Genomic DNA, 22946 nt, shown 5'->3' with positions numbered 1-22946 from the left:
CAGGGAAATCAACGGACTGCTAGGGCCTCTTCGATCGCTGCCTTTAGGCGAGGACGTAGGTCCAGTGCACCTCGGAAACTGTTTCTGAAGCTAATGGTCCGTTCGCCATAAATATCGAACGGCAAGTCCGTGCCGAACTTTTTGATCGTCACCACTGGTTTACGAACGGCATGACGTACCGCCAGTTCGTACATCACGTTGGGGTTCAGGTTGGTCAGATTGGCGATCACAAGCTCGTAATCCAGAAGCATCTCAATGACTTGATCATTGATGGATCCAGGCTTCGCGATTCGGTGCGAGACTTTTGGAGGTTGGAAATTCAGCTCCTCTAGGACTGGGCAAATCACGGCATCGAAGAGTCCGTCCGTCTCCTCGCGAATTTCAGATACATCGTCGCCAATCGGCGTGATTACGAAGCATCTCTTCTGCTCAGGGCTTTGAGTTCCTGCGTCCGTCGTAGCCGGCTTCTTCGACATGCTCGTGCCTCACGGTTGCGAAGTCGTGGTTTCGCCCGTCAGTGTACTCGGAGGATCGTCGGCGGTTTGACTCAGAGCGGTAGCCGCCCATAGCACCTCATGCAGATGATCGTCGTCGTCCCCGACGTAGTAGTCCTTCGTCGTGTTGATGTCCTCGTGCCGCATTAGGCGCTGCAGATCGAGCGATTTGCTTCATGCGTAGCGCGAACGACAGACGCAGATCAGGAAGCGTCGCCCGCTTCGAGCGCTCGCCGTTCGTCGCCTGGACGCCGGCTTTCTCGAAGACCTTCGCCCCCATCCTTGAAGCGGCTTTGTCGGCGGTCAGCCCCTTCAGGCCCTACTACGGCCATTGCTCTTCGACCGTGAAATCCCGTGGGTCGACGATCTTGCCGGCGCGATAGAACAGGATGCCGGGCTGATTGAGGTGGCGGACGACGCAGCGGGGATGGTCGGCGGAGAACTCCATCGCCGCCGAAGGGGTCAAGGCGGCATCCAGTTCGAGTCCCCGCAACTTCGCAGGCGGCGTCAGGCCGGCGAGCCCTGCGTCGTCGATGCCGATCAGCGACAAATACTCGAGCGACGCAAGTTTCCCCAACGACGCCAGGTCCTCTTCGTGCAGGCCGGAGTCGGGAATCAGCAGCGATTTCAGGCCGGGCGCCTCCGCCAGAGCGGCGTACGCGCCGCTGGTCGTATCGACGTCGGCGAGACGGAGCTTCTCCAACGCCGGCAGCGACGCGATCGCCTCGACGTCCGCACGAGTCAGGGTCGAATCGCTAACGTCGAGAGAGCGCAACTTCGTCAGATGGGCGATACCCTCGCCGGTCACCTGCGTCTCGTGCAACGATAATTTGGAAAGCTTCGGAAGACGCCCGAGGCTGGCGAGCGAGTCGTCCGTTACTCCCGATCCGTTCAAATCGACGCCCTCCACGGTTTCGAACGCGGCGATGGCTGAAATCGCCTTCGACATCATGGCGTCATCGACGAACATCGCTTTCCGGACATCGGCGAAACGGTGCAGATCGACGTGGGAAACGTCGGCAGGAGCCGTCCATCCGAGAAGACGACGGGGCCAGTCGTCGTAGGGCGAAAGCTCAGACGAAGGACCGCCGAACCCTCCCTCGGAACGCCTCACGGAAACCATCGGCATGACGCGAAACAGGGCGTCGAGCGCCGCCTGCTCCTGGCGCATGCGATAGGCGTTCCTGCCGAGCCATCCGAAGAGCAAGCACGAGACCAGCCCGCAGATGAACAGCGAACGCAGGCTGAATCGCGGCAAGTACCGGCGGCGGCTTTCGAACGAGGACGCTCCAGGCGACCCCTCAGATGAAAGACCTTTGTCGAGGGTCAACGGCGTCACCTCTTCCGTAGATGGTGCAGCGTCGCATGCCGCGACTTCTCGCCGCTGACCGCGTAGACGCCCGCCCGCCAGAAGATTCGCGAGGACGCCGTCGCGTGCTTGATCGCTCCTCAATGCACCGCGTCTAAACCCTGCAGGAAGAAGGCGTAGTTCTCCCAGCTCTTGATGCGGAGGATGATCTTCCGCACGATCGACATGGCGTGGAAGTGGTGCGTGTAGACCGCGACGCTGACCTGGGCGCCGGGCGGCAGATTCAGCGCCGCGACGTCCTCGCCGTATTCGAAGACCACGGGAACCTGTGCCGCGGCGCTCGCCTCCGTCGTCGATTGCAGTCGACCGCTGGCGGAGAACTGTCCCTCGGGAAGAATCGGGACGACGCGGACGACCTTCGCCGGGAAGATCTGGCCCGGATAGGCCTTGAACGCCAGTTCGGCCTCCAGACCGGGCTCGATTCCGGCAGCGCAGTTCTGCGGAAACGTGGCGACCAGAATCGGCTTTTCGTCGGGCACGAACGTCATGACCGACATGGCGGTGAAGGGCGTCGCCATCTGGCCCGGTCGGAGCGCGACGTACGTGGCGTATCCGTCGGAGGGCGCCGTCACCGTCGTCTGCTCCAGTTCCCAGCGCTTGCGATCGAGTTCAGCGATCGTCTGGCGGACGTCGGGATTCTCCCCGTCGCTTTCGGCTTCGAGCGCGATCCTCGCTTCGCGTTCGGCGGCTTCGGCCTGCGCGACGGCGTCGCGGGCGGCCTTCACACGGCTGCCGCTCGAGTCGACGGTTTCCTTCGCCCCCCGTTCCGCGTTCTTCGCCTGCGTCAGTTCGGCCTGAAGCGCCTCGACCTTCGCGGCGGCCTCGTCGAACTCGGACTTGGTGACGGTCCGCGTCGGGACGAGCGGACGCAAACGTTCGAGATTGGCTTCGGCCAGCGACAGACGACTCTGGACCTGTTCGATCTGCGCCTGGGCCGTTTCGAGCGAGATGCGCGCCTGACGATCGTAATCCGATTCGGAGACGAGCAGATTCGAGTTGGCCGCGGCCGTCGCCGCCTGGGCCGAAGCGAGCCGGGCGTCGAGCTGCGCGACCTTCGCGTTCATGCCCGCGAGCATGGCTTCCAGGCGTTCGACTTCGAGTTGGTAGGGCTTCGGATCGATGCGGAACAGCACGTCGCCCGTACGGAGCGGCGAGTTCGGCGTGACGGGAACTTCCGTCACCTTGCCGCGAACTTGCGGCACGATCTGCGTGACGGTGGCGTAGAGACGCCCGTCATGGCTGACCGGGTGACAGACCGTCAGGATCATCATCAGTCCGAAGAAGATCCCGATCCCGCCCAGAACCGCCGTGCAGACGGTGTAGGTGGTGACCGGGACCAGCTTGAACTTCGCGAAGATCAGCCAGCAGCCGACGCCGTACGTGCCGAGAATGAGTTCGATCATACGACGCCGGGTCCATTCGAGGAGTGAGTCGGGCGCTCTTCCAGCCGACGCAGGCGATTTTCCAACTGAGCCAGCCTGGCGTTCAGGTCGACAGTTTGCGGATGGGCATGCGAATCCGCGATCTCGCCGCCGGACTCGTCCGCATGGGATTCGTCTTTATGCGAGAGAGCCCAGATGAAAATGATCGGCCAGATCGCGTGCAGCGTGAACAGGCTCAGCCAGCAGGCGACGTAGATCGCGTCCTGCTGCGGGTGGTTGCGGTGTTTCGCCGCCTCGTAGGGCAGCTCATGGATATAGATGAAGACATAGAAAATGATGACCAGCATCAACAGGATCAGGATCAAGGCGAAGTAGTTAAGAAACATAGAACCCTGAACCTGCGGCAGAGCCGCGATGGGATGCCTGGTCTCGATGCATGCTGAAGAGCCCTCGCACGCGGGCTCTGAATCGCGGTTCGCGCAGGCGCGGCGAACATGATGCGCGCTACCCGCTGGATTCAATCGCCAGAAAAGCTGTCGGCGAGTTCGAATAGCGCCAGCATGGCCGATTCGAAACGCGATGGATACGCTCCGCGGCCAAGATTTCGCGGCGGGCGGAGTTCCGCGGTCGGAGAGCAGCGCGACCGTTGGCAAGCGAAGCGTTCCGCCCGTTACGGGTGCGCGACGAAGTAGAAGTTCTTCCCGGCGTCGAACTGGTCGATGAACGCGTCGCGGGAGAGGGGAGGGCGATCGGCGAGGAACTCTTCCATCAGCGAGATGGAAAGACCGCAGCCGGCGAGAAAGTCATGGACATGCTCGGGTCGGACGTCGTAGCAGTCGGTCCCGCCCAGGCCGTGCTCGAAGATGACGATCGGACGATCGCGTTTCAGCGTCGCCTCGGCGCCGCGCATGACGAGCAGTTCGGCGCCTTCGACGTCGATCTTGATCAGGTCGACCTTCGGCGAGCCCGCGGCTGCCAGCACGTTGTCCAGCCGATCGGTCGTCACCTGGATCGTGCGATCGCGTTCATGCGGTCGATCGTAGCGGCGCCGGCGGATGCCCGAGTAGGCCGGGTTCGTCTCGACGAAGTTGAAGTCGATCGTCCCTTCCTGGTCGCTGAGCGCGACGTTCGACAACCGAACGTTCGAGCGCTTGAACCGCGTCCGCAGACGGTCGAACAGGTTCGGCAGCGGCTCGAACGCGAAGAACGTCCCCTGCGGCGCGGCGGCCATCATCTTCGCCAGTTCGTCGCCCAGGCAGCACCCGACGTCGATGCAGACCGCCGTGGCGGCTAGTCGCTGCCGCATGATCTGGCCGCTCAGGGCGTCGTACGACTCCGATTTCGACAGGCACTCGTCGTAGAGCGACTGCGCCGCGGAGTCGCCGGACTTCGACCGGAACGCGGATCGCACGATTCGAAGCACGTTCACGAGAGTCCCTTCCGCGAGCCCGACCGACCGACGACGGCTGCGGAGGATACTGGGAGCCGCGTTCTCGCGACAATGCCGATCTGGAAAACCCGATCGAACGGCCGCGCGTCGTTACGCCGCGTAGCAGGCGTTTTGCAGCGCCTTCTCGACCCAGCGGGCCAGGCCGTCGGCGTCGGCTTCCACGGCGATCTCCATCGACGAGCGCTCGCCCATGCTGTCGGAGCGGTCGAAGAGCGTCATCCCGGTCGTCAGGTCGCCGCGGGTTTCGACGTCGCCGGTCGCTTCCTGCACGCGAAACAGATCGGGCGCGACGACCGTGGCGTACGCGATCAGCCCCTTGAGCAGCACGCTCTCCTCGCCCAGCCGTTCGCGATGCGCGCGGAACGCCGCCGGCAGGACGCACCGCAGGAACTGCGCCACGGTGGAGACCGGCCCGGGCAGGGCGTCGAACCGGTTCAGGCTCATCCGGTAGGCGCTCATCACTTCCAGCGGCACGATCGTCATCGTGACGTTCGACTTGAAGACGTACCGCGCCGCGTCGGGATCGTGAAAGATGTTCCGCTCCGCGACCCGCGTGGCGTCGCCGCGCGCAGAAAGCGTTCCTCCGGCGATGACCAGCCGGTGAACCTGCAGCGCGAGATCGGGATCGCGCTGGAGCATGTTCGCCACGTTCGTCAGCGGCCCCAGGCAGAGAATCGTCACCTGCTCAGGCTGGGCACGCACCAGATCGGTCAGCACCTTTTCCGACGGACGCTGCTGCATCGGCGCGGTCCTGGACGTGCATTCGCCGCCCAGCCCGTCGGGGCCGTACAGCATCGCCCCGATTCCTTCGGTCGCGAGCGACACGTTATGGGGCGAAGCCACGCCGAGCCGCGGCAGCCGGGGCGGATCGAGCCGCTCGATCACCGCGTGGAGATTCCGCGAGGACTGCTCCGCCGTGACGCAGCCTTCGACTGCGGTGGCTCCGATCAGTTCGACCTGCGGATCGAACAGGGCGCAGGCCAGCGCGACCGCGTCGTCGATGCCCGGGTCGCAATCGATAATCAGCGGTTTGGCCATGGCCCGGTCTCGCTCGCCCGTTCACGTTGGGTCGGCACGACAGACGTCGTCAGGCAGACGATGCGTCTGCCCTGCATTCCTGTCGAAGACTACGAACGACTGCGTCAGGCGCCGTTGGTCGGGCGACGCGGAGGACGTCGACCGCGGCGCTGGCGATCCGGTTCCGAGTTCGTGCGGCGACCCAGGTTGCCGTCGATCACGGTCGCGACGCAGTAATTCCACGTCGGAATCTTCGCGAATCGCGGGTCGACGCCGGTCGATTCGACCATGTCTTCGTCGACGTCGGACGTCACGTCCAGCGGTTCGAGATCGTCGTCGCGGTCCTCTTCCCGGTCGTCGCGATCGCGTGCCGCGGGACGTTCGCGATCCCGGCCCTCCGATCGACGGGGTTCGGTCGAACGCCCTTCGCCCCGTCGAGTTCGCGACGGTCGAGCGGCGCCTTCTTCGGAAACGGCGGCTCCTGCAGCCGGCGAGCCTTCGACCGCGGGACGTTCCGCGGCAGGTCGATCCGCCCCGCTGCGATCGGATGACGAGCGTCCGCGGCGACGGCGACCCCGGCGGGGGCGATCGGAAGGCGATTCCTCTTCCTCCGCATCGTCCGACTTGGCGACGACTTCGTCTTCTTCCTCTTCGTCCAGATCCTCGTCGTCCAGATCGCGACGCGAGACGGGCGCCGACCGATCGGAGGCAGGAGCCGGCGCGCGAGCGGGCGCTTCCGCACCTTCCCGGGAAGACGATCCGCCGCGACGGCGACGGCGGCGACGGCGACGGGTTTCGGAGAGTTCGCCCGTCTCTTCGACATCGCCTTCGCCTTCTCCGTCGGCGTCCAGTTCGGCGATTTCTTCCTCTTCGAACGAGTCGGCGACGTCGTCCAGCGGGCCTTCGCGGAACGTCGGTTCGCTCCGCGGCGCACGGGCCGGAGCCGGAGCATCGGATGCGCCCTGTTCGCTACCGCCGCTGCCGCCGCCACGACGTCGGCGACGACGACGCGGGCGATCGCCTTCCTCGCCGCGTGCGGCGGCAGGGCTGCGATCAGCGAATTCGTCGGAATCGGCGGCGTCGCCAGGGCGGAACGCATGACGCCCGGTCGTTTCCCGCTCGGCGCTCGTCGCGGGAGCAGCGTCTTCGAAAGCGAGCAATCCGGAGCCGAAGCCGCCTGCCGGTTCGCCGCGCGGCGGCAGTTCGCCTGCCTCCGCCTCGGCCACGGGACGACCTTCGTCCCGACGCGGACGCTCCTCTCGGCGAGGACGTTCTTCGCGTGCCGGGCGCTCTTCCGTTCGAGCGGCGCCGCCGCGACGACCTTCGCTGCGTTCTTCGCGGGGACGCTCTTCCCGGGGAGGAGCTTCGCGGTCTTCGGTCGGACGCCCGCGACGGGGACGCGACCAACTGGCCAGCGGATCTTCCTCCGGCTCGACCGGCTTCGGAGCTTCGACGGCCTTCGCCGGTTCGTCTGCCTTCGGCGCCATCCGTCGGGGAGCTTCTTCCCGCGGCGGAGCTTCGCGACGTTCCGGAGCACGCGATTCAGGCTGCGGCGCCGTTTGAGGCGTCTCGCGCCAGCGAAGCCCCAAGGCGCTCGCCAGGGAACTCCAGCGGCTCGACTTGGGAGGCTCCGGCAGAACCAGTTCGGGCTCGGGTCCGTTCGCCGCCGACTGCACGTCGCGGACGACTTCGCCCGATCCTCGCACGTCGACGTCTTCGGATTCTTCCGGCGCGGGGGCCGGCGGGTCGGACGCGGCGGGAGCCGGAGGCGCGAGCGACTGGCGGGCCGCCTCGGCCAGGGCCTCGTCGTTCATGCCTTCCAGACCCAGGTGCTGGGCCAGATCGGACCACTGCGAGCGGTGACGGGGAGGTTTCATCAGGTAGGTTTCAGGTTCGCCAAGATCGTCCGGCGAGGCGAGCGTCAGAGACGCCCAGCGGCTGCGACTCGGTTCGAGCGAAAGCCGGACAGGTTGAACCTGCCAGCATACCGGATCGTGCGTATCTCGAAAAGGAGAAGGGACTTGGTCCCGTTTCGCAGCGTCTGACACGCTCCCATGCGAGCGGAGGGCGTCAGCCCTCCGTGTCGGCGTTCGCACGCACAGCGCCGGCATCAGGGGGCTTACGCCTGCCGCTCGCCGTTCTATAGACTCGCGAGGGGCGTCTGTCGCGCCGCTTTTACCGAATCATCGACCGACGGAACCGCAATGTCCGCCATCGAATCCGCCGAAAACCCGCTGCTCATCCAGACCGGCCTGCCGCGTTACGACCTCGTCGAGCCCCAGCACGTCGTGCCGGCGGTGCGGGAGATGCTCGCCGACCTCGAACGACGCTTCCAGGCGATCGAATCGAACGTCGTGCCGACCTGGGCCGGCCTGATGACGTCGCTGGAGGAAATGAGCCTCCCCTACGAGCGGACCTGGCAGCCGGTCGGGCACCTCATGGGGGTGAAGAACTCGCCCGAGCTGCGCAAGGCCCACGAAGAGGTCCTGCCCGAGGTCGTCGCGTTCGGCCTGAAGGTCTCGCAGAGCAAGCCCGTCTACGAAGGGCTCAAGGCGTTCCGCGAAGGGGCGGAGTGGGAGAGCCTGAACGTCGCCAAGCGGCGGGCCATTCGCTGGCGCCTGATCGCCGCCGAGCAGGCCGGCGTGGGACTGCCCGACGCCGAACGTGCCCGCTTCAACGAGATCAGCCAGGAACTGTCGAAGATCTCGTCGGATTTCTCGAACCACGTCCTCGACGCGACCAAGGCGTACGAGCTGATCATCACCGATCCGGCCAAGACGGAGGGTTGGCCCGCCAGCTTCAAGGCGCTCGCCGCGCAGTCGTACGAGCAGGCGAAGAAAGAGAAAGCCACGCCCGAGGCCGGTCCCTGGCGGGTGACGCTCGACGGGCCGAGCTTCACCCCCTTTATGCAGCATCACCGCGACCGAGCGGATCGCGAGGCCCTCTACCGCGCGTTCATGACCCGCGCGTCATCGGGCGAGCTCGACAACACGCCTCTGATCGACCGGATCCTCTCGCTTCGCAAGGAGCAGGCCGCGCTGCTGGGATACAAGTCGTACGCGGAGTACTCGCTCTCGTCGAAGATGGCGAAGTCGCCGGATGCGGTCCAGAAGATGTTCGACGAACTCAGCCAGGCCGCGAAGCCCGCCGCGGCGAAGGATCTGGCCGAACTGAACGATCTGGCCGCGAAGAACGACGAAACGAATCCGCTGGCCCAGTGGGATATCGGCTTCTGGTCGGAACGGCTGCGCGAGTCGCGGTTCGAGTTCACCGACGAGCAGCTCCGCCCCTACTTTCCGCTGCCGCGCGTGCTGGAGGGACTCTTCACGCTGTCGGAGCGGCTCTTCGGCATCGCGATCGAGCGTGACGACGCCGCGGCGCCGCGGTGGCACGACGACGTCCAATACTTCCGCGTACGGAACGAATCGGGCGAGGAGATCGCCGGCTTCTACCTCGATCCCTACTCGCGTCCTGCCGACAAGCGGGGCGGGGCGTGGATGAACGAGTGCGTCAACCGCCGCATCCTCGAAGGCAAGCCGACGCTGCCGGTGGTCCATCTGGTCTGCAACGGTACGCCGCCGGTGGGCAGCACGCCCTCGCTGATGAGCTTCGGCGAAGTCGAAACCCTGTTCCACGAATTCGGCCACGGCCTGCAGGGGATGCTGACCGTCGTGGACGAAGCGGACGTCTCGGGCCTCTCCGGCATCGAGTGGGACGCCGTCGAGATCGCCAGCCAGTTCATGGAGAACTGGTGCCTGCACGAGCCGACGCTCCGCGGCATGACGAAGCACGTCGAGACGGGCGAGACCCTGCCGCACGAGCTGTTCGCCAAGCTCAAGGCGGCGAAGACCTTCCGCGCGGGCAGCATGTTCGCCCGGCAACTGATCTTCGGCCAGACCGATATGAAGCTGCACGGCGACTACGATCCCAAGACCGACGGCACGCCGTTCGAGGTCTTCCGCGGCATCAACGACAGCCTGAGCCCGCTCCCCTCGCTGCCGGACGATCGGTTCCTCTGTGCGTTCACGCACATCTTCGCGGGGGGCTACTCCGCCGGATATTACAGCTACAAGTGGTCGGAGGTGCTCAGCGCCGACGCCTTCTCCGCCTTCGAAGAAGCGGGGCTCGATAACGAGGCCGCGGTGCAGTCGTGGGGCCGCAAGATCCGCGACACGCTCTTCGCCCTCGGCGGCTCCGAAGACCCCCAGGTCGTCTACCGCGCCTTCCGCGGCCGGGATCCGTCGACGGAGGCGTTGCTGCGGCACAACGGATTGCTGAAGGCGTAGCGAGGCGATCGACGTCGCTCTTTCAGGCGAGCGGAGGGCGTCAGCCCTCCGAGGCTTCGTTCTGCTCATGCCTTCTTCGTAGGGTGGGTCTTGACCCACCTGACCTTCTCACTGTCCTCGACGAAGATCTGCGCTCGATCCTGCGCTATCGACGTGCAACGCAGCGCCTGCCGATGACTCGGCATCGAATCTTGTGTGAACGACAGGTGGGTCAAGACCCACCCTACGAAACTGAAGGTCGACGCGTAGCTCTTCGATCTGCCGACGAAGGCTCAGTCGCAGCACGCTCTCGCTTCGCTTAAAGTGAGGGACTTGGCTCCTATGACCTGGAGTTCGCCGATGTCCGTTTCCGACGAAGAGATCCGAAGGCTCGCTCCGCTCCTGAACGAAGAACTCTGGAGACAGAACGATCGGATACTGGTCGCGTTCCTGACCTCACTTTTCGTGGGAGCGCCGGCAGGCTTCCTGCTTTCGATGTGGGTCGCGATGGCGACAGGAATCGACAGTTCGATTCCGGCGCTGGCGCAACTGGCCATCTTCGTCGCGACTATTCTGGGCGCGATCTGCGGTTTCTGGTTCGCGAGAAGACTGCCGCTCGTCGCGATGGTCATCCTCATTGCGGTCCTCGCTGCATACGTTCAGCCCACAGTCGACTTTCTGTGGACGCGCCCTACGTCGCGGAGGACAGAAGTAACGAGCGTCCGTGCCGTCGAAGGAGCGCCTTTTCCTTCTAACTCAGCTACTCAGCCCTAGTCGCTCCACTTGAGACTGCGACGGCAAGCCCGCTCCCTCCGCTAGCTTCACCCGATACTTCGACTGCACCAGACCGCAGTCGTATGCCCGCGTGCTCTCATGCACGAGCGGCGTTTCGCTGATCATCGACCCGAACAGCGGAATGCCGTCGCCGAGCAGGATCGGAACCCGCGTGATCGTCAGGTCGTCGATCAGGCCCGCGGCGAAGAAGCTCTGAATCGTCTCGCCACCGTCGATGTACGCGCGACGCTTGCCCTCGGCAGCGAGTTTCGCGACAAGCTCCGCAGGCGACAGATCGCTGAGCATGACCGAGGCAGGGCAGCGTTCCGGAATTTCCTTCCACGTCCGGCTGAGAACGACGATCGGTTTGTCGCCGTAGTGCCACTGAGGAAGGTCGAACGCGAGCACGACTTCCAGCGTCTTACGTCCCATGATCAGGACGTCTACCGTCTCGAAGAACGCCTTGTAGCCGAAGTCCTCGCCGGGCGACGCCGGTCCGCTGCGGTAATCGAGCCAGTCGATCGATCCGTCGCACCGCGCGATGAACCCGTCCAGGCTCGTCCCGATGAAGACGGAGCAACGCATCGTGCGGGACCTCATCCTTTGCAGTGCGGGCGAAGCCGCAACCGTCGGGTCTGGCTCTTCTCGGGTGGCACTGGCTCCGCCAGTGTGCAGCGGGGACCGTGTCGACTCCGATGGTCGACTCGAACGAGGATTCTACACTGGCAAAGCCAGTGCCACCCGAAGGAGCAGATGACAAGTCAGGCCGGTCCGTCGAAGCGATAAGCGCTATGCCTCCGCGAACCGCATCGCGTGCTCGACCAGCAGGTCGACGTAGGCATGCACCGCGGATTCCTCGATCCACTCGTCCTTGGTGTGAGCCTGGGCGATCGAGCCGGGGCCCCAGACGACGGCGGGGATGCCGAGGCAGGAATAGGCCGGCGCGTCGGTGCCGAAGGGGACGCCGACCTTCGCGCTGGCGATGCCCGCGGAGTTCGTCGCGGCGAGGACCGTATCGGCGAGGAGCTCTCCTCCCGCCGCTTTCAGGCCGCGACTCGACATGACCGGCTCGCTGTGCGTGACGCCTTCCGCCAGCCCCCGAGCCTTCAGCCACTCGGCGACGTGGGCGATCGCCGCGGCGCCGTCTTCGTCGGGCGCCATGCGACGGTCGACGTCGATCGTGCAGAAGTCGGGCACCGTGTTGACGCTCACGCCGCCCGCGATCGTTCCGACCGAAAGCGTCGGACTGCCGAGCAGCGGCTCGTGACCGAGCGTGCCGACCACGGTCTTCGCGTATTCGTCGAGGCCAGCGAGGACGCGGCCCATGCGATAGATGGCGTTGTCGCCCTGGTCAGGCGAACTGGAATGGCAGGCCTTGCCCCGCGTCTCGATCCGCCAGCGGACGACTCCCTTGTGCGTGACGACGACCTGAAACTCCGTCGGCTCGGCGATGATCGCGGCGTCAGGCCGGGCCGGATAGATCTCGCCGCCGGTCAGCTTCCTGGCCGCGTCGGACGCGCCGCTGAAGCCGAACTCCTCGTTGACCGACAGCACGAGCGTCACGGTCGGTCGCTTGCCGGCGGGAACCTCGCGCAGGCGTTCGAGCGCGACCAGCATCGCGGCCATGGAGCCCTTCACGTCGCAGGCGCCGCGCCCGTAGAGGCGCCCGTTCTCGCGCAGGGCTTGGAAGGGAGGAACGACCATGCCGTCGATCGGCACGGTGTCCTGATGAACGTCCCACAGCAGCCAGCGACCTCCCTTGCCCGGCGGCGTCGCAGCCGGAAGCGTCACGAGCAGGTTCGACCGCTCGGGCTCGACCTCCTGCACGTCGATCTTGAAGGCGCCGCCGTTCAGGCGATCGAGCAGGAACGCGGTCAGGCGCCCTTCGAGCCAGATGTTTCCGTAGTCGCGACTCCCTGAGCCATCGACGGCGCGGCCCATCGGATTGACGCTGGGGATGCGCACCAGTTGCGTCAGCAGTTCGATCGGATCGTCGCTCACCCCGGCCTCCTGAAGAGCTGCGCTGCTCGCTCGCCTACGTCGCGGCGGCTATTCTAGCGAACGTGCTACGACGTCGGCGCCCTGTTCGTATGGCGGGTGTTTACCCACCTGTCGTGCTCACGAGTTTCAATGGGGAGTCGCTCGCGGCAAATCGCGATAAAAACCGAACGCAATGCTCGATCCGAGAACTCGACGAGGAGGACTCGCATGACGCCCGACGAAGTGAATAAAGAAGTCGCGCCCATGCGAGCCGAAGTCGTCAGGCACCTGATTCACTTCAACACTCGGCCGAACATGTACATTTTCGGAGTTGAGAAGAATGCGATAGTCGCCTACCTCCAAGGATATGTGAGCGGATCCGAGGGACAGTGCACGTTCCTTCACATGCTTGCCAGGCACATCGTCAAGAAGTACCGGATCAAATACGAGGCAGGCGGCTGGCCGCGTCAGATCGAGCTATACGGCAAACGTCATGCGATATCTTGGACCGAGGCCTATTTCTTATTGAGCTGCGAAGTGCTGAACGCTGCGCTTCGAAGCGCGAAGAATGTCGAATTGAACGAAGCGCCTGCTGCGGCAGTTCCGCCACGGCCTGCAACTTCAGATCCATGATTCAAGGCACCTTACGCGATGAGCGAAAGGTGGGCCAAGGCCCACCCTACGAGATGCGGCAATCTGATACGGCAGTCAAACTTCTCTTCTATGAAGAGGTATCTCTTGAAACTCGGGCTCATTAACTCCGCGTGGGTGCAGGCGGGCAAGCCGGTCGCGTTCGGCATTCGGCAGACGCGCGAGATCGGCTTCGACTCGATCGACCTCTTCGCCGATCCGCTCGACCTCGATCCGATCGAACGTAAGACGATCAAGCGCGAGTGCGACGCGCAGGGGCTGCCGATCGTTTCGATCTGCTGCGTGGCGACGGGCCTGATCGACCTCAACCGGAGCGTCCGGCGCTTTCATCGCGAGCGGGTCGAGAAGTACCTCGACCTGGCCTACGAGTACGACGCGCAAAACGTCCTCCTGGTGTTGGGCGAGTATATCTGGAACCAGGAGGTCATCCCGCCGGCGGAGCAGTGGCGCTGGGCGGTCGAAGAGTGCTGCGCGTTGGGCGATTACGCCGGAAGGCTGGGCGTCGCGATCGCGCTCGAACTGGAACCCTTTCCGCTGTCGCTGCTGAACTCCGTCGATGCGATGGTCCGCTTCCTCGACGACGCGGATCACGAGCAGGTGAGCGCGAATATCGACGTTTCGCACCTGGTTCTGGCTGGCGTCGGGCCGGAGGAACTGCGGCGGCTGCAGGGCAGGGCGATCCACGTCCACATCTCCGACTGCGACGGAAAGGTGCACGGCGATCTGCCGCCCGGACGGGGCGTCGTTCCGTTCGAGCCTTACCTTCAGGAGATCAAGGCCCTTAATATCGACGGCGCGATTTCGATCGAACTGGAATACTCGCCCGAGCCGGACAAGATCGTCGAGTGGGTTCGCGAAGCCTACGACGCCACCGATCGTCTGATGCGGACGATCGACCTGCGGAACTGACCGGAGACGGAGTTATGCACGGCCTGCTGAACCTGGCGCTCGCGATCGTTCTCCTCCAACCGGCGCCTCCCGTGGCTCCCCCGCCCGGCATCGCCCCGCCTCCGCCTCCGATCGCGCCGCCGAACGCCGAGCCGCTAACGGAGCAGCGCCTGCTCGCGATCGAGCGAAAGGTCGAGGCGATCCAGCGGGAATACTGGGACAACGCGATCCTGCTTGAACAGCATCTCGGCTCAGCGATCGAGCAGGCCGGCCGTCAGGTCGGACGTCCCGTCGAAATCTTCGCCCGCGTCGTGCGAGTCGACGACCAGCGGGTGCATGTCCGCTTCTTTCAGGACCTGGGCGAGATTCAGGGGCCGCTGGTCGAATTTCTCGACAAGCCGGACGGCGCCTACCTCGGCGGAACGCGACTCTCGCCCGCGCTGGTCGTCGGACCACCGACGCTGCCGCTGGAATTCGCCCGGTCGCTGCGACGGGGGGACATGCTGCGGATCCGCGGGCCGCTTATCTCGATCGAACTCTCGCCGCGACCCGAGCAGCGGTTGCGGGACGGAACGAGGCCGGAGCGGGCCGTGCGGGTCGTGATCGCCTCGCCGCGGATCGAGAGGATCCGGCAGGCGCCGCTGCCTGGCGTTCCGGCGCCGCTTCCGCCCGGGCCTGTTCCTCCGCCGCTGGTTCCGCGAGTGCCGGTTCCTCCTCCGCTTCCGCCCCTGCCTCCGCCTGGACCGCGGTGATTTTCTCACGGCGCCGTCGCTCGGCAGCCGCGGAGAGTCGATAAGCTAGGCGGAAGTTCGATCCGTCGCGACTTATCGTTTCCTCTTCGCCCCCTTTTTCGCCGAGACCGCAGCCATGTCGATGATCCCGGTCAACAACAAGCCCGCCCTCATCGGGTACTACCTCGGCTTCGCCGCGCTGATCCCGCTGTGCGGGTGCGCGTTCGCGATCCCCGCGATCATCCTGGGCGTCATCGGCCTGATCCAGGCCGGCAAGATCAACGGCGAGGGGAAGGTCCACGCGATCGTGGCGATCGTGCTGGGCGTCGGGTCGATGGTGGTCTACGGCCTCCTCAACCTGCTCGTCGTCATCGGGTCCGCCAACTCGTAGTTCGTCGCGACCCGAGTCGCGCGAAGCGACCGACTTCGTTCGGACTCGGCGGCGTCGTTAACTGTCGGACCGATCGTCCATCCGTTCGCCCGCCTCCGCGACGAACTTGTTCGAGATCAGCATCGGGCCGATCAGCAGCAGAGGCATGACGATCGGCCAGGGGAACTTGGCCGTCGCCAGCGCGATGTAGAAGAACGCCGGCAACGCCATCGCCAGAATCCAGAGCGCGGAGTTCAGAAGGAGACGACGGTTCTTCGCGGCGTTGACCATACGGCATGTCCCGGACGTTCGTCCAAGGCTTGAGGCGCTGGAGAGGATCGACGACGATCAGCATAGACGTCGCCCGCCCGATCGCATCGAAGAACGGCGATTTTTCTCCTAAGCTTGCCGGGAAGCCGGTCGCGATCTCACCTCTCTACCCGCGAGCCCGTTCGATGACCTTTCGCGTGACTGCCGAGATCGAAGCGGCGTTCGACCGCGACGGCTACTACCTCGCCCGCGGATTCCTGACGCCGGAAGAGACGGAGTTGTTGCAGAAGACGGTCCGCGCCGACGACCAGCGACTGGCGAACGCGATGGACATTCGCGACGCCTCGGGCAAGCGGACCGATCTCGCGCTCTGGAATCATCCGGGCGACGACCTGTACGGCATGATCGCCCGCTCCCGGCGGATGGTGTCCGCGGTCGAAACCCTGCTGGGGGGCGAGGTCTATCACTACCACTCCAAGCTGAGCGCCAAGCAGCCTCGCGAAGGGGGCGCGTGGGAGTGGCACCAGGACTACGGCTACTGGTACGCCAACTGCCTGTTCCCGGACATGCTCAGCGTCTTCGTGGCGGTCGACCGATGCGACCGGGAGAACGGCTGCCTGCAGGCGATCCGCGGCTCGCACAAACTAGGCCGCATCGATCATGTCCGGATCGGCAACCAGACCGGCGCCGACCCCGAGCGAGTAAAGCTGGCCCTCGATCGGCTGGAGCGGATCTATTGCGAGATGGATCCGGGAGACGCCTTCTTCTTCCACGGCAACACGCTGCACGCGTCGGATCAGAACCTGAGCGATCGTCCGCGATGGGGGCTGATCTACTGCTGGAACCGGGCGTCGAACGACCCGTTTCGCGAGCACCACCATCCGCAGTACACGCCGCTGTCGATCGTCGACGATGCGGCGATCCTCGCCTGCGGCGCTCGGACCGACAGCGCCTCGACGGCGTTCCATCGCAAGGAAACGGAACCCGAGATCGCGACGCCGGAGCAGGCGTGAAACTCGCGCGTGCTGAGCGGGGGGTGTGCCCCCCGAGCTTTAGGCGCAACGACTGATTCGGACTCGGGGGGTTCACACCCCCCGCTCAGCAAAGACCCGCTCGTAGCGTTCGCCGATGCGAGTCGTTACCGCCCCCGTCCACCGCCGGGAAAGCCCGGCGGTCCGCCGCCGCCGCCGCCGGGAGGACCTCCGCCGCCGCCGCGCTGGCTCTGCTGGCGAATGGCGTCGAAGAAGGCGCGACGCCGGGCGTCGTCGTCGTTGCTCGAACCGCGGTTCGAGTCGCCGCCGGAGGATGACGACGGGCGCGACGATCCGCCGGAGGAACCGCCCGCGCTATTCGTATCCGTGGTCGGACCCGAACTGGTGATGGTCGCCTGCTCGCCCAGGATCGACTCGAGCGAAGCCTGGATCGACGAGACGGCGGCGTGCCGCATGTGGACGACCTGCATCGTTTCGCTGGTCTCCGCCTGGGCCCCGGAATCGAGATCCTTGACCAGTCGTTCGACCTCCGAAAGCAACGGTTCCGGCGCTCGGATGATGAGCGAATTGCTCGCTTCGAGGATGCCGACCGTCATCTTCGGCGGAGCCGGCGCGGCCCCTCCGCCTCCGCCGCCAGCGCCCCCGCGACCTCCGCGTCCGCCGCCGCCGGCGATCGCGCGGATGAAGTCCTCAGGCGACGGCGCTCCGCCGCCTCCGCGACCTCCCGGGCCGCCTTGTCCGCCCTGTTCCATGCGATCGGCGAAGACCGCCTTGACCTGCTCAGCCACGGCGGGCGCCTGGAGGTTCTCGAGCTTGATCACGCGCGAAGAGCCGGCGGTGAGAATCTCCTCCGGGCTTCGCTCCCGATCGATGACCGTAAGCAGGTCCTCGATCAGTTCGAGGTCCATCGGGTTCGCCTGCACGAGCAGCGCGTTCAGTCGGTCGTTCGCGACGATCACGAACTCGCCCGAAGCGGTCGACGTACCGCTGTCGCCGAGCAGACCTCCGAGAAGGCCCCCTCCGACGTCCGCCATCGCCTGCGAAGCGATGTCGCCCAGCAGTCCGCCCGCCATGTCGCCGCCCGTATCGGTTTCACCGGTCAGCGCCTGCTCGAGAATCTGCTTGGCCGCGCTCGCCGTTTCGTGCTTCAGGTAAAAGACCGTCGTATGCGGACCGAGAGCGCTGTTCTGGGCGAACTGATTGAGGAACTGTTCGATTTCGTCCAGGACCCGCTGATCTTTCGACGCCACGACGATGCCGCTCGGCGTCACGCTGACGATTACCTCGGCAGGAGGGCCCTGTTCCGCGGGCGCTTCGGAGGCTGCGTCATTCGCCGCAGGCTCGTCGCCGCTGGGTTCATCGCCGGTGGGTTCATCCATCGCGGGATCATCGGCGTCGATCGAGTCGTCGGCGGGGATCGCCTCTTCCGAAGCGGGCTCTTCGAAGTTCTCGCCCAGCGGAGGAAGGTCGGCGTCGGACTCAGGCGAAGGCTGCGTCTCCTGCAGGCTCACGAACTGAACCGGCACGCCACGCGGCGAACGGTTGTCAGCCGAGCGATCGAACGAGGGGGTTCCCAGCGAGGCTTCCGGTTCCGAGGCGGCCGGACCGCCGGGAAGGGGCGCCGGGCGTACGGCCGGCGGGGGGGGAAGGTTCGGCGGGAAGCCGCCGGCGCCCGGAGCGGGAATCCGCGGCAGAGGGACGCCCAACTCTTCGAACACGCTTCGATCGACGCCCAGGTTCTGAAGTTGCTGAATCTGCTCCGGCGTCAGTTGCTCCGCCAGTTCGCGCGGAATCGTCAGGGCGCTGGCCCGTTCAGGACCGGCTTCGTTCGAGTTGCCCGGGCGAGGACCCGACGCCGCCGGATCGAAACCGGCCGGCGCTCGGCCGTTCGGTTCTCCGGTCGTGCCGTTCATCGCGGGCGAACCGTTGCCGGCGCCCGAGGCTCCGGCAGCAGGCGAGGACGCGGGAGCATAGGAGCGACGCTCTTCGATCGAGCCGCCCGGAAGGCGTTCGCTCGAGAGTTCCGAGGGCGTCACGACGCGGATGCGGTTCTCGCGAACGTTCGGCCAGACGGCCTGCAGGTCCGAGAGGGCTCGATGCGCCTGGCGATCCGTCAGCCCGGAGATGATGCGCATGTTGCCGCGATCGCTGGCGTACTCTCCGTCCGATTCGACTTCGCCCATCTTCTGAAGCAGTTGCTTGATCTGTGCGATCTGCGCCGCGTTGCCGCGCACGAACAGCATCGCGTTGAGCGTGTCGGCTACGACCACCGGCGCGTTCGACGCCATGGCCGGAGCGGCCGCCGGCTGACCGTTCGCCGCTGGAGCCGCCGGCGCCGACGTAGGCCGACCGCCGAAGAGCAGGTTGATGGCGTCCATCGCCCGCGTCGGTTCGACGATGCGAAGGTTGATCACCTCCACTTCGCGCGGGTCGCGATCCATCAGGCCGAGCGCCGACTTCACCGTTTCATGCTGGGCGGGGCGAGCGAGCAGGACGATCGAACCGTTCCCCTCGTTCAGCGCCAGACGTACGTCCGGGATGCCGGCGAGAAGCGTCTGCAACACCTTCAGCGTCAACTGCGGGTCGCCCGCGCCGACGGGATACGAATCGAAGTAAGGCGCTTCGGAAGTTCCCGCGCCGGCGCCGGCGACGTCCGGCACGTCGAGCGCCTCGACGATGCTCGTGAAGCGGTCGACCGCCTGCGGCGTTCCCGAAACCAGGAACTTCGTGCCCGAGGGATCGACGGCGATGCGCAGCGAATCATCCGGCGTCGCCGAAGCGCCTTCCGCGATGCCCAGCAGAGGGCGAATCGTCATCATCAGTTCATCGGCGATGCGGTGTTCCAGATCGACTGCGGAGAAACCGCCTCCCGCGCGAGCACCTTCCGCTTCGGCGAGGAACTCGCGAATGTCGAGCAGCTTGAGCCCCGTCGCGGTCACGATGATCTGACCCGACGAGGGGAGGCCGATGTAGGTCCCTTCCTGTCCGACGAGCGCGGCGACGACTTCGACCGCCTGCTCGATCGGAAGCGATCGGACCTTGAACGTGGTGCGGAGCAGTTCGTATCGCCCGCGATCGTCCAGGTCTTCCGGCGCGACCGTATCGATCAGCGTCGGCGGGATCGGATCCTGCAGGTTCACCAGAATCAGCATTCGACCCTTGAGGATCAGCCGATGTCCTTCGGTCTGCAGCAGACCGTTCAGGAGATCGAGCGTCTGCCCCAGCGAGTAGGGCTGGGGGTCGACGTAGTTCACCGTTCCCGCGGGCGGCGCGCCCATGTTCAGCGAGAGGCCCGCCCGGTCGGCCAGCCACTCGATGACGCTCGCCCAGGGCGTATCGCGAAAGGAGAGCTTCAACTGGACGTTCTCCAGCCGCTCGGCGACGTCGGTCGCGGGGCCGCTTCGGTCCGCATCGTCGGCCATCCGTTCGTCCGGCGTCGGGATCCGCGGCAGCCGAGCCGAACCCGATGCCGGGTTTCCGGTCGCGGGAGCATCCGCCGCGACGGCGGGCGCTCCGACGAAAGCTTCCCAGTCCTGACGCTGTTCGGGCGTCAGCGCGGCGAGCAGTTGCGTATCGAACGTAGCGCCGACCGCATCGCGTTCTGCCGCTGCCGCCTCGGCGACGGCCGTGGTCCGCTCCGCCACCAGCATTTCGACCTGCTGGCGCTGCTCTTCGGTCAACGCGAACTGCACCGACGTTTCCGCTTCGGCGAGGGCGCTCGGCCCCTTCCGACTGACGCGGATGCGATCGAATTCTTTCCGTTGCGTTTCGTCCAGCATTTCCCGCGCGAGCCGTTCCGATTCGGCGATGACAGGGGCGAGCTTGGCGTATTGTTCCGCCTCGGGCAGGTCGCGCAATTGCAGCGCGGTCTTGACCGCTTCGTTCTCCCGTTCCCGCAGCAGGTTGATCGCCTGCTCTTCCTGTTCGTCGCTCAGATTCAGGCGCTCTTTGACCTGCGCCTCGTCCAGAAGCGCGGCGTAACCGAGCAGGTCCGGGTCGGCCGCGTACGCGATCTGCAGCGCAATCGCCGGCAACAGGGCCGCGAGCGCCGCCGTGGCCGCGAATCTTCGGATCTTCGGAAACCCTGCCATCGGTAACCTTTACAAGCGCTGCCGGAACACGATCGATACGCGGATTAGGACGCCGCGGAGCGCCCGTCGCCCTCTGCGGCCGGGCCGCAGGCCTTAAACTCTAGGTCAGCGTACAGGTTGCGGCGTTTTCGCACCGTACCTCTTCGCCACGCGGCCCAATCGCCACGGTCGCCCAATTATTCAACGCCGTTACGACCGGTCGAGCGATTTCGTGCAACCGGGGGAACTTTCGCCGGCCGCTTCGCCTCCAAAACGCGGCGGCGCCGACGAATCGCGTCAGACCGGGCGTAGCGAAAGGAGGGGACAGATGCAGGGAGACGCTTTCGAACGACGGTCCCGTACCGTCGGGAACGCCCGCAAGGGCCGGCGAGGGGGGTACCAGCCGAACCCGCGTCAGGTTTCGCCGACTCTTCGGACAATGACGCCTCGAACGGTTCTCGCGACTGCAACGACGCTGACTGCGCTGCTGTTCGCCGTCGTCCTCGGCTGCAGCCGAACGCCTGCCGATCCGCAGGCTCGTTCGCTGCCGCCGCCGATCGTGGAGGAATCGTACGCGGTCGACGACCACAACCGTCCGCTTACGGAGGAGGAACTCGACGCCGCCTTCGCCCGCCTGCAATCGGACGAGGCCGCGTTCCTTGCCGAACTCGAGAAAGCTCCTCCCGTTCGCCAGGCGAGCCTGATCTTCATCCTGCAGCGGAATCCCTCCGTCGCCCGCGAACATCGCGACCTGCTCGAACGGCTCTGCACCTCCTCGCACGGCATCGTCCGCCGCGCCGCGCTGTTCGCGCTCGAAGCGGCGGAGGAAGAGCCCGCGCTTCCGTAGGTCAGGCCTCGCCTGACGACGCGGAGGAGCCTGCCGGCACAAGGAAGCCGTTTCGCAGGAGCCGATCGATCAGGGCGCCTTCTCGGCTTCCGCCGAAGCTTCCGAATCCCCCGTCGAGGCGGCGGGCGCTATCCACTTGTAGTCGCCATTGACGTTCAGTCGAACGTCGCACTTCGGATGTGCGGCGGCGAACCTTGCAGCCGCCGCTTCGGACACTCCCTCGTCCAGTATCAGGCGCTTCAGATTCGGAAGACGACCCAGCGACTCCAAGGCCGCGTCCGTGATCTGCGCCTCTTCGATGCCGAACTCCTCCAGAGTTTCCATGTCGGCCAGCGCCGCGATTCCTGCGTCCGTCACCTTCGGCGCCTGAAGATACAACTGCTCCAACTTGCTCGACTTCGCCAGCGAAGCGAGCCCAGCATCGGTGACGTTCGGAGACTGGAAGCGTAATCGCTCCAGCGTCGTCCTCTTCGCCAGCGATTCAAGGCCCGCGTCCGTCACGTGCTTTCCGTTGAAGTCGAGCCACGCCAGCGACTCCATCTCCGCGAGCGCAGCGAGATCCGCGTCGTCCATCGGCGCCTTCTCGGGATAGGCGAACGTCAGCGTCGTCAGCGAATCCAGATCGGACAATTCCCCGAAGACGCCCGCTTCGACTCCGGTGGGCTCGGCGAAGAACAGGACCTGCAAATGCTCTAGTTCGGAGATTGCCCGCAACCGCTTCCGCGTCAGGTAAGGTTCGTGGAGCGCGAGCTGCTCCAGGTTCCCCAAGGATCCGACGCCGAGAATCGCATCCAGGGCCTCGTCGTCGGGACTGCCCGAGAATGTGAGAATCTCGATCTGCTTGCGATTCGCGAGCCGCGAAAATCCTTCGCTGCCGATCCTCGTATCGTGCAGCGACAGTTCCTTGAGCGTCCGGCAACGACCCAGCGGCTCGATGGCGGCGTCGGTGAAGTTCGCCCCGTACAAACCGACCTTTTCCAGCTTCGACAGTCGCGTCAGTAACGAGATGTGTCGATCGTCGGCGCCGTCGTCCGATGAGAGGGTGACCCTCACCGGACGGGCGAAGAACCGCTCTCCCAGGAGCCAGTTCAGTTCGTACGGATCCGGCGGTGGAGGCGGCTGAGAGCTCCATGCCCCGTCTTCGTTGCGCTGGTGCTCGAACGCAATGCCAGCGCCCGCGCTGAGCAGCGTCTCCGTCGCCGCCGCTTCCTGTCGCAGGCGATAAAGCTCCCGCCCCGCGAGCGCGAGCGGTATCGATCCGACGACGCCGACGATCAGCAGCGTCCTCAGTCCGAACCGCGGCAGCAATATCCAGGACCGCGGCGACTTGCGTGCAGACCTGCTGTCGTGGGATTCCTCGGCTGAGTCGTCCATCGCTACGTTCCCGAGGCGTCGA

At 65.5% G+C, this 22946-nt stretch carries 19 protein-coding genes; 7 read left to right on the top strand and 12 right to left on the bottom strand.

The annotated features are described in order from the left end of the window. Nucleotides 1-8: 8 nt before the first annotated feature. The 7 genes from SH602x_RS02325 to SH602x_RS02295 all read right to left on the bottom strand — a co-directional run bounded on the left by SH602x_RS02325 (nt 9) and on the right by SH602x_RS02295 (nt 7589). Nucleotides 9-476, bottom strand: coding sequence for a hypothetical protein (locus SH602x_RS02325; RefSeq protein WP_479475272.1), 468 nt, complete (start codon nt 474-476; stop codon nt 9-11). A 340-nt stretch (nt 477-816) separates the two neighbouring features. After that, nucleotides 817-1752, bottom strand: coding sequence for a leucine-rich repeat domain-containing protein (locus SH602x_RS02320; RefSeq protein WP_479475271.1), 936 nt, complete (start codon nt 1750-1752; stop codon nt 817-819). A 191-nt stretch (nt 1753-1943) separates the two neighbouring features. Continuing rightward, nucleotides 1944-3266, bottom strand: coding sequence for an HlyD family secretion protein (locus SH602x_RS02315; protein WP_479475270.1), 1323 nt, complete (start codon nt 3264-3266; stop codon nt 1944-1946). Beyond that, complete coding sequence (locus SH602x_RS02310; protein WP_479477088.1) at nt 3263-3631, bottom strand: DUF3302 domain-containing protein; 369 nt, start codon at nt 3629-3631, stop codon at nt 3263-3265. Before SH602x_RS02310 ends, SH602x_RS02315 begins: the two co-directional genes overlap by 4 nt. A 284-nt stretch (nt 3632-3915) precedes the next feature. After that, the gene (locus SH602x_RS02305; RefSeq protein ID WP_479475269.1) at nt 3916-4674 is read right to left on the bottom strand and encodes an FkbM family methyltransferase; all 759 of its coding nucleotides are present in this window, start codon (nt 4672-4674) and stop codon (nt 3916-3918) included. Nucleotides 4675-4785: 111 nt separating this feature from the next. Next, nucleotides 4786-5733 (bottom strand): nucleoside hydrolase, encoded by a 948-nt coding sequence (locus SH602x_RS02300; protein ID WP_479475268.1) that lies wholly within the window; start codon nt 5731-5733, stop codon nt 4786-4788. Nucleotides 5734-5837: 104 nt separating this feature from the next. Beyond that, on the bottom strand, nt 5838-7589 hold the full coding sequence (locus SH602x_RS02295; protein ID WP_479475267.1) for a hypothetical protein: 1752 nt from the start codon (nt 7587-7589) through the stop codon (nt 5838-5840). 327 nt (nt 7590-7916) lie between these two features. Here SH602x_RS02295 and SH602x_RS02290 point away from each other — a divergent pair, with 327 nt between their 5' ends. Next, nucleotides 7917-9998 carry a M3 family metallopeptidase gene (locus SH602x_RS02290; protein ID WP_479475266.1) on the top strand — a complete coding sequence of 694 codons (2082 nt, stop codon included), beginning with the start codon at nt 7917-7919 and terminating at the stop codon, nt 9996-9998. A 735-nt stretch (nt 9999-10733) separates the two neighbouring features. Here the strand turns inward: SH602x_RS02290 and SH602x_RS02285 are convergent. Beyond that, nucleotides 10734-11336 (bottom strand): dihydrofolate reductase family protein, encoded by a 603-nt coding sequence (locus SH602x_RS02285; RefSeq protein ID WP_479475265.1) that lies wholly within the window; start codon nt 11334-11336, stop codon nt 10734-10736. Nucleotides 11337-11540: 204 nt separating this feature from the next. Then, nucleotides 11541-12752, bottom strand: a complete 1212-nt coding sequence (locus tag SH602x_RS02280) for a M20 family metallopeptidase (protein WP_479475264.1) — start codon at nt 12750-12752, stop codon at nt 11541-11543. A 207-nt stretch (nt 12753-12959) separates the two neighbouring features. Between SH602x_RS02280 and SH602x_RS02275 the strand changes: the two genes are divergently transcribed. The 4 genes from SH602x_RS02275 to SH602x_RS02260 all read left to right on the top strand — a co-directional run bounded on the left by SH602x_RS02275 (nt 12960) and on the right by SH602x_RS02260 (nt 15392). Further along, nucleotides 12960-13364: a hypothetical protein gene (locus tag SH602x_RS02275; RefSeq protein ID WP_479475263.1), complete on the top strand. Its 405-nt coding sequence runs from the start codon at nt 12960-12962 to the stop codon at nt 13362-13364. A 90-nt stretch (nt 13365-13454) separates the two neighbouring features. After that, nucleotides 13455-14291, top strand: a complete 837-nt coding sequence (locus SH602x_RS02270; protein WP_479475262.1) for a sugar phosphate isomerase/epimerase family protein — start codon at nt 13455-13457, stop codon at nt 14289-14291. Nucleotides 14292-14305: 14 nt separating this feature from the next. Beyond that, complete coding sequence (locus SH602x_RS02265; protein WP_479475261.1) at nt 14306-15022, top strand: hypothetical protein; 717 nt, start codon at nt 14306-14308, stop codon at nt 15020-15022. 115 nt (nt 15023-15137) lie between these two features. Further along, the gene (locus SH602x_RS02260) at nt 15138-15392 is read left to right on the top strand and encodes a hypothetical protein (protein ID WP_479470086.1); all 255 of its coding nucleotides are present in this window, start codon (nt 15138-15140) and stop codon (nt 15390-15392) included. Between the two features lie 57 nt (nt 15393-15449). Here SH602x_RS02260 and SH602x_RS02255 read toward each other — a convergent pair whose 3' ends face one another. Then, the gene (locus SH602x_RS02255; RefSeq protein WP_479475260.1) at nt 15450-15662 is read right to left on the bottom strand and encodes a hypothetical protein; all 213 of its coding nucleotides are present in this window, start codon (nt 15660-15662) and stop codon (nt 15450-15452) included. 164 nt (nt 15663-15826) lie between these two features. Between SH602x_RS02255 and SH602x_RS02250 the strand changes: the two genes are divergently transcribed. Next, the gene (locus tag SH602x_RS02250; RefSeq protein ID WP_479475259.1) at nt 15827-16654 is read left to right on the top strand and encodes a phytanoyl-CoA dioxygenase family protein; all 828 of its coding nucleotides are present in this window, start codon (nt 15827-15829) and stop codon (nt 16652-16654) included. 125 nt (nt 16655-16779) lie between these two features. Here the strand turns inward: SH602x_RS02250 and SH602x_RS02245 are convergent, their stop codons facing one another. Continuing rightward, nucleotides 16780-20724, bottom strand: a complete 3945-nt coding sequence (locus SH602x_RS02245) for a secretin N-terminal domain-containing protein (RefSeq protein ID WP_479475258.1) — start codon at nt 20722-20724, stop codon at nt 16780-16782. Nucleotides 20725-21142: 418 nt separating this feature from the next. On the opposite strand from SH602x_RS02245, the gene SH602x_RS02240 reads away from it, so the two are divergent. Beyond that, the gene (locus SH602x_RS02240) at nt 21143-21550 is read left to right on the top strand and encodes a hypothetical protein (protein ID WP_479475257.1); all 408 of its coding nucleotides are present in this window, start codon (nt 21143-21145) and stop codon (nt 21548-21550) included. A 69-nt stretch (nt 21551-21619) separates the two neighbouring features. On the opposite strand, the gene SH602x_RS02235 is transcribed toward SH602x_RS02240, so the two are convergent. Beyond that, nucleotides 21620-22924 (bottom strand): leucine-rich repeat domain-containing protein, encoded by a 1305-nt coding sequence (locus SH602x_RS02235; RefSeq protein WP_479475256.1) that lies wholly within the window; start codon nt 22922-22924, stop codon nt 21620-21622. Nucleotides 22925-22946: the final 22 nt, after the last annotated feature.

It is taken from the genome of Lignipirellula cremea (genome assembly GCF_056501455.1).
This window is presented reverse-complemented; position numbering and strand designations above follow the sequence as displayed.

Excerpts from the sequence above, each read along its gene's own strand:
- SH602x_RS02325 (WP_479475272.1), bottom strand. The coding sequence starts at position 476 with ATGTCGAAGAAGCCGGCTACGACGGACGCAGGAACTCAAAGCCCTGAG.
- SH602x_RS02315 (WP_479475270.1), bottom strand. The coding sequence starts at position 3,266 with ATGATCGAACTCATTCTCGGCACGTACGGCGTCGGCTGCTGGCTGATC.
- SH602x_RS02310 (WP_479477088.1), bottom strand. The coding sequence starts at position 3,631 with ATGTTTCTTAACTACTTCGCCTTGATCCTGATCCTGTTGATGCTGGTC.
- SH602x_RS02300 (WP_479475268.1), bottom strand. The coding sequence starts at position 5,733 with ATGGCCAAACCGCTGATTATCGATTGCGACCCGGGCATCGACGACGCG.
- SH602x_RS02295 (WP_479475267.1), bottom strand. The coding sequence starts at position 7,589 with ATGAAACCTCCCCGTCACCGCTCGCAGTGGTCCGATCTGGCCCAGCAC.
- SH602x_RS02290 (WP_479475266.1), top strand. The coding sequence starts at position 7,917 with ATGTCCGCCATCGAATCCGCCGAAAACCCGCTGCTCATCCAGACCGGC.
- SH602x_RS02285 (WP_479475265.1), bottom strand. The coding sequence starts at position 11,336 with ATGCGTTGCTCCGTCTTCATCGGGACGAGCCTGGACGGGTTCATCGCG.
- SH602x_RS02275 (WP_479475263.1), top strand. The coding sequence starts at position 12,960 with ATGACGCCCGACGAAGTGAATAAAGAAGTCGCGCCCATGCGAGCCGAA.
- SH602x_RS02270 (WP_479475262.1), top strand. The coding sequence starts at position 13,455 with ATGAAGAGGTATCTCTTGAAACTCGGGCTCATTAACTCCGCGTGGGTG.
- SH602x_RS02265 (WP_479475261.1), top strand. The coding sequence starts at position 14,306 with ATGCACGGCCTGCTGAACCTGGCGCTCGCGATCGTTCTCCTCCAACCG.
- SH602x_RS02260 (WP_479470086.1), top strand. The coding sequence starts at position 15,138 with ATGTCGATGATCCCGGTCAACAACAAGCCCGCCCTCATCGGGTACTAC.
- SH602x_RS02255 (WP_479475260.1), bottom strand. The coding sequence starts at position 15,662 with ATGGTCAACGCCGCGAAGAACCGTCGTCTCCTTCTGAACTCCGCGCTC.
- SH602x_RS02250 (WP_479475259.1), top strand. The coding sequence starts at position 15,827 with ATGACCTTTCGCGTGACTGCCGAGATCGAAGCGGCGTTCGACCGCGAC.
- SH602x_RS02245 (WP_479475258.1), bottom strand. The coding sequence starts at position 20,724 with ATGGCAGGGTTTCCGAAGATCCGAAGATTCGCGGCCACGGCGGCGCTC.
- SH602x_RS02240 (WP_479475257.1), top strand. The coding sequence starts at position 21,143 with ATGACGCCTCGAACGGTTCTCGCGACTGCAACGACGCTGACTGCGCTG.
- SH602x_RS02235 (WP_479475256.1), bottom strand. The coding sequence starts at position 22,924 with ATGGACGACTCAGCCGAGGAATCCCACGACAGCAGGTCTGCACGCAAG.